A 6317-nucleotide genomic window follows, 5' to 3' on the forward strand; every position below is an offset into this window, starting at 1 on the left:
GCTAAAACAGCAGCAGATGCAGCAGAAAAAGCGAAACAAGATGCCGCGAAAAAAGCAGTGGATGAGCTATTCAATAACAATACACCAGCAAGCAATGCAATCAAACCAGCAACAAACCAAGCAACTATCGATGCAGCCCAAGCCCTAGTCGACAAAGTCACAGATCCGACAGTAAAGGCAGCCTTACAAGCCGATGTGGATAAAGCGCAAAGCTTGTTAGATGCTAAAACAGCAGCAGATGCAGCAGAAAAAGCGAAACAAGATGCTGCGAAAAAAGCAGTGGATGAGCTATTCAATAATAATACACCAACATCAGGAGCAATCAAACCAACGACGGATCAAAAAGCAATCGATGACGCGAAAAAACTAGTCGATGCGATTACAGATCCAGCAGTCAAAGCAGAACGTCAAGCAGATCTAGATAAAGCGCAAAACTTACTAGACGCGAAAAAATACAACACTAACAGCACCAAAAGTAAATGCTTATGGCGTAACAGATGAGTATATTACAGGAAAAGTAGATGCGAATACAGTAACTGTAGAACTATACATCAACGGCGTTCGTAAAAAAAGTATCTACACCAACAAACGGAGACTTCAAGCTGTATGCCCAAGGTTTTGGCTTAAAAGTTGGCGATACATTTGAAGTACGCCCAGTCGATGCAAATGGTAAAAAAGGTCCAGCAACAACAGGTGTAGTACTAGCAACATCTGCATCACCAGCTGCATATAATCTAACAGTGGACAATGCAGGATTAAGCTCTAAAGCAATTACAGGAACAGCAGGAAATGGCTTTACAACTGTACGTCTGTCTATTGACGGTACTATTGTGAAAGTCGGTCAAATTAACGCAGATGGCACCTATAGCATTGCGACAAATAATCTAATCAAACCAGGTTCAAAAGTAGAAGTCGTAGGATATACAGATAAGACAGAAATGGCTCGTAAAACAGTGAGCATTGTCAATGATGAGAAACCAGTTCTAGATGCGCTAACAATTGATGATGATGCAGTGAAAGGCTCTGTGACAGCAGGATCAGCAACAAGCTTCCGCGTAAGCATCAACGGTTCTTTGGTGAAAACAGGAACAATTGCAGCAGATGGTACATTCCAATCAAGCATTGGAAAACAAGCCGTAGGAACAGTTGTTACGATTGAAATTAGAGATACTACAGGCTACAATACGCTACGCACGGCAAGTGTCACAGTAACAGGATCAGCGGTAGTGAAATTGACAGCACCAGTTCTAGAAAAAATGGACGGTAACTACATCGTTGGAACAGCACCAAAAGGAACAGAAAGTATTACCGTGTATGAAGATGGTGTAGCTGTAAGGACCCAAAACGTAAGCTCAATGACAGTAAACCCAGACGGTAGCTTCACATTCAAAGCATATGTAGCACCAAGCGCAACAAGCGTTCAAGTACAAGCCAAAAACAGTGACAAACGCATGACTAGTGATTTATCAACAGCATTAACCAAATAAATTTTCAAAACGCCTTGCTCTTCGCTTAAATGAAGGGCGAGGTAATAGATAACATGCAAGATTCTTGATTAAGAATAGTAATAATTATGGAAATAAAAGAATAAAAAAGGGGTTATCATTTCACATGAAATCAAAAAAATTAGTAAGTATTTTAGCAATGACTTCGATCTTGGGGACGAGCATTGCAACACCATTTAACGTACTTTCTGAAACACCAGTAAAGGCAGCAGTCTCAGCAACTGCACCAATTTATGTAGCACCACCAACACAAAATAAAGTACTAGAAGTATCACCAGGACCTTATTTGCAAATGGTTAGATTTGACGGACAATATATTACGCTTAACATGATTAAGTTCGCCAAAGGTTACGGCGTAAAAGTAGTATTACCAAATGGAACAACAAGAGAATTTTATTCCCAATATGCTGCTGGAGCTCAAAATGAATTTGTTTATATTTATGTAGGCGATCAAAATTTAACAAGCCCATATTCGTTCTTTTCAACGGAAGGTTTGTATCCAAGCGGTAAAGCATATCCAAATAGTTACCACACATTCTATACAGCTCAATATATGGGATATCAATATGATACAGCATTCGGCCAAAAAGTGTATAACCTATTCCAAGATGGTAGCTTAACAGCCATTGGATCAGGCGTTACGCAAGCAGAAATCGATGCAGCAAGAGCCGCTGCATCAACCGCACCGGCATCTCCTGAAAAGGACAAGTTAGTTAATCTAATCACGAAAGCACAAACAGAGTTCACAAATAACACAGCATCTAAAAATACAGCAGCCCGCGACGCTGTTAATGCGCTATTTACTAATAACACACCAACATCTGGTTCAATCAAGCCAACAACGACACAAAGCACGATTGATGCGGCTAAAGCACTAGTAAACCAAGTAACAGATGCAACACAAAAAACGGCAATGCTAGCGGACATTCAAAAAGCCCAAGAATTGCTAAACACACGCACACAACAACAAGCAGATAACACAGCGGCAGATCAGTTAGTCAAAGCGTTATACATGGATGATAATCCTGCTACTGATGCCATTAAATCAACAACAAATCAATCAGCAATTAATAGAGCACAAGATGCAGTCAACAAAGTTACTGACGCGGTAACCAAAACAGCATTACAGAAGCAAGTAGACCGTGCCCAAGAATTATTGAACAATCGCACAACCCAAACAGCAGCTGATCAAGCACAACAAGCAGTAGCTAACTATGCAGTGAACCAACTATTCTTAAATAATACACCAGTAAGTGACGCGATTAAAGCTTCTACAAATCAGGAAGCAATTGACAATGCACAAGCAGAAATCAATAAAATCAAAGATCCAGCGCTAAAAGTAGATCTACAGAAAAATTTAAATCGCGCACAAGAATTGTTAAATCAACGCAATGCAGCTGCGAGCCAAGCAGATCAAGCGCAACAAGCAGTAGCTAACTACGCAGTGAACCAACTATTCTTAAATAACACACCAGCAAGTGATGCGATTAAAGCTTCTACAGATCAAGCAGCAATTGACAGCGCACAAGCAGAAATCAATAAAATCAAAGATTCAGCGCTAAAAGTAGAACCACAGAAAAATTTAAATCGTGCCCAAGAATTGCTAAATCAACGCAATGCAGCTGCTAATCAAGCAGAAAAAGCGAAACAAGATGTTGCGAAAAAAGCAGTGGATGAACTATTCAACAACAATACCCCAACATCAGGAGCCATCAAACCAGCAACCAATCAAAAAGCTATTGATGACGCGCAAAAACTAGTTGATGCCATCACAGATCCAGCAGTGAAAGCGGAGCGTCAAGCAGATCTAGATAAAGCTCAAAACTTACTAGACACAAAAACTGCAGCAGAGGCAGCAGAAAAAGCGAAACAAGATGCTGCGAAAAAAGCAGTGGATGAACTATTCAACAACAATACCCCAACATCAGGAGCCATCAAACCAGCAACTAATCAAAAGGCTATTGATGACGCGCAAAAACTAGTTGATGCCATCACAGATCCAGCAGTGAAAGCGGAGCGCCAAGCAGATCTAGATAAAGCTCAAAACTTACTAGACGCAAAAACTGCAGCAGAGGTAGTAGAAAAAGCGAAACAAGATGCTGCGAAAAAAGCAGTGGATGAACTATTCAACAACAATACCCCAACATCAGGAGCTATCAAACCAGCAACTAATCAAAAGGCTATTGATGACGCACAAAAAGCTATTGATGCAGTAACAGATTCAACAATTAAATCGAATTTACAAAAAGATTTAGACAAAGCACAACAGCTACTAAACACAACAAGCGCATCAGCGAATTACAGCTTAACAGTTAACGATGCTGGTCTTACTGCGACAGCTATCACAGGAACAGTTGGAAAAAGTATCACGAGTGTTCGCCTATCCGTTGACGGTACTATTGTAAAAGTCGGTCAAATCAACGCAGATGGCACATATAGTATCGCGACTAACAATTTCATCAAAGCAGGTTCACAAGTAGAAGTCGTAGGCTATGAAGATAAGACAGAAAAAGCTCGTAAAACAGTAACCATTACTAATGATGAAAAACCAGTTCTTAGTCCTGTTACTGTAGACGATGATGTAATCAGAGGTTCTGTAACAGCCGGATCAGCAACGAGTTTCCGTATCAGCATCAATGGTGTAGCCGTTAAGACAGGATCAATCGCAGCGGATGGCACATTCCAATCAAGCATTGGAAAACAAGTAGCAGGGACAGTTATCAAAATTGAGATCCGAGATAGTACAGGCTACAATACATCACGAGTAGCAAGCACGACAGTAACAGGCTCTGCTGTGGCGAAATTAGCAGCACCAACACTACAAAAAATGGAAGGTAACTACATCGTTGGGACAGCGCCAAAAGGGACAGAATTAATTACAATTTACGAGAATGGCGTAGCTGTGAGAACGCAAAATGTGAGCACAATGACAGTGAATTCAGACGGTAGCTTTACATTCAAAGCATATGTAGCGCCAAGCGCAACAAGCGTTCAAGTACAAGCCAAAAACAGTGACAAACGCATGACTAGTGATTTATCAACAGCATTTACAAAATAGGTTCTGACGTAGTGGTATGTAATGTGCCGCTACGTTAATTTTTAACAAAATTCATCTACTTAATTATATGGAATGTAAATCATAGGAGTGTGTATAAATGAAGAAAAAAGAGTTATTGAAAAAGGGAAGTAGCATAGCGTTAGTAGCAACACTCATCGGGAGTCAATTAATGACTACAGCACCATTTAATGTATTCGCAGCAGAAAACGCAGCAGGGACAATCAGTACACAAGCTCTTCCGTATTACGGTGTAACAGTTAGTACTTGGTCTGAATTAAAAGCGGCTCTTACAAGCGCAGCTATCACAGATATCTATATCAATGCTGATATTACCATTGGAGAAACAACATCTGTAACGAATACAACGAAAAATATTCACGGAAATGACCATACGTTAAATGCTAATGGCAAACAAATTAGACTAACCACGGCAAATACTGTAGGGTTAATAGAAGACTTAAGAATCACGAATACAGATATTTATGGATTGTTTTGGGGGAGTGTTGCCAACTTAGAGGTTACCTATAAGAATGTAGATCACAGCGGTGGACAAATGATTTATTTACCATCTGGACATCTAATTATTGATGGAACTGTTACTAGCATTTCGTCAACAGAAGAAGTGTATGAAGGAAAAGACTTAACAATCATGGATAATGCAATCGCATATTTTGCTACGACCTCAACTGCAAGAAGGAATTCGCCTATCAATTCGGAAGCTGCATCAGGAAAATTAATTGTAGGAAATAATGCTAACTTAATAACTCGATCAAAAGCTGCATCGATTTATGGCGGTACAAATTTTACACTTATAAACTATGGAAATATGGATTTAAAATCTGATAACTTCCAAGCTATCCATCTAGCAGCTGGAAGTAGCATGTATTTCCAACCAGGAAGCGTTTTAAAAGCTGTTGCAGGTGATCCAGTGGAAGAAGCGGTAGAAGCAACTACAGGTAATATTTTTGTAGAAGCAGGGGCAACTTTTGAAGTAGAGAGTAACGGGACTCAAGGTGCAGTAATTACTGGTGATACGTTTAAGCTAGCACAAGGCTCCAACTTCTCTATAACAAACTTTAACTCAGCAGGTTCGGCATTGGGATCGTACGCTAGTCCAGTTAATGTCATCTTACAATCTGGTCAAGGTGTTAGTACATGGGATCGTGGAACTGTTACAAACCCTATGCCAACCGCGACTTATCCAGGCGTTATAAATGCCCAATTTACATTGTCAGGCTATTTGAAGAGCGTGTCACAAACGAAACTGGTATCCAATAATGCGCTATTTAATAGCAGATATAACACTGGAGCAACTGGTAAAATTGTGGGCGGAAGTTTTTCATCAAAAGCAATCGGCCAAACAACAATTAATAAATTAGACACAGATTCCACTTTGGCAACAGGGACAGCAGAACCAAAAGCAGATGTTGTAATCAAAGTGGGGTCAACAATTATTGGCCAAGGAAAAGCTGGGGATGACGGTAAATACAGCATTACTATTCCAAAACAAGCAGTTGGTGCGAACGTTACGGCAACGGCAACATGGAATTCTCAGACTTCTAGCGCAACAACCGTCGTACAAAAAGGTACTGCTGATCAAGACGCAGCTAGAACTGCTGTTGATGCCCTATTCACAGATGCAACAAAAACAGGCATTAAAGCAACAACAGACCAAGCGGCAATTGACGCAGCCCAAGCTTTAGTAAACAAAGTACAAGATCCAACAGTAAAAAGCGGACTTACAAAAAGATATC

Annotated in this window: 5 protein-coding genes; 4 read left to right on the forward strand and 1 reads right to left on the reverse strand. The window is 40.3% G+C overall.

Annotation, left to right across the window (positions count from 1 at the left end):
• The coding region (locus PROCOU_RS17880; RefSeq protein ID WP_036074290.1) for a toxin Cry1Ac domain D-VI-related protein at window positions 1-501 on the forward strand (501 nt) is incomplete at its 5' end.
• 43 nt (window positions 502-544) lie between these two features.
• Here PROCOU_RS17880 and PROCOU_RS15685 read toward each other — a convergent pair.
• Window positions 545-748 (reverse strand): hypothetical protein, encoded by a 204-nt coding sequence (locus tag PROCOU_RS15685; protein ID WP_036074292.1) that lies wholly within the window; start codon window positions 746-748, stop codon window positions 545-547.
• Here PROCOU_RS15685 and PROCOU_RS15690 point away from each other — a divergent pair.
• The 3 genes from PROCOU_RS15690 to PROCOU_RS15700 form a co-directional block, all read left to right on the forward strand.
• Window positions 741-1487, forward strand: a complete 747-nt coding sequence (locus PROCOU_RS15690; RefSeq protein WP_036074294.1) for an immunoglobulin-like domain-containing protein — start codon at window positions 741-743, stop codon at window positions 1485-1487. The two genes, PROCOU_RS15685 and PROCOU_RS15690, sit on opposite strands and share 8 nt — an antisense overlap.
• 124 nt (window positions 1488-1611) lie before the next feature.
• Complete coding sequence (locus tag PROCOU_RS15695; RefSeq protein WP_036074296.1) at window positions 1612-4563, forward strand: toxin Cry1Ac domain D-VI-related protein; 2952 nt, start codon at window positions 1612-1614, stop codon at window positions 4561-4563.
• A gap of 97 nt (window positions 4564-4660) precedes the next feature.
• The coding region (locus PROCOU_RS15700) for a pectate lyase-like adhesive domain-containing protein (RefSeq protein ID WP_244266349.1) at window positions 4661-6317 on the forward strand (1657 nt) is incomplete at its 3' end.

Origin of the sequence: Listeria rocourtiae FSL F6-920, assembly GCF_000525975.1 — a bacterium.
Lineage (GTDB): Bacteria > Bacillota > Bacilli > Lactobacillales > Listeriaceae > Listeria_A > Listeria_A rocourtiae.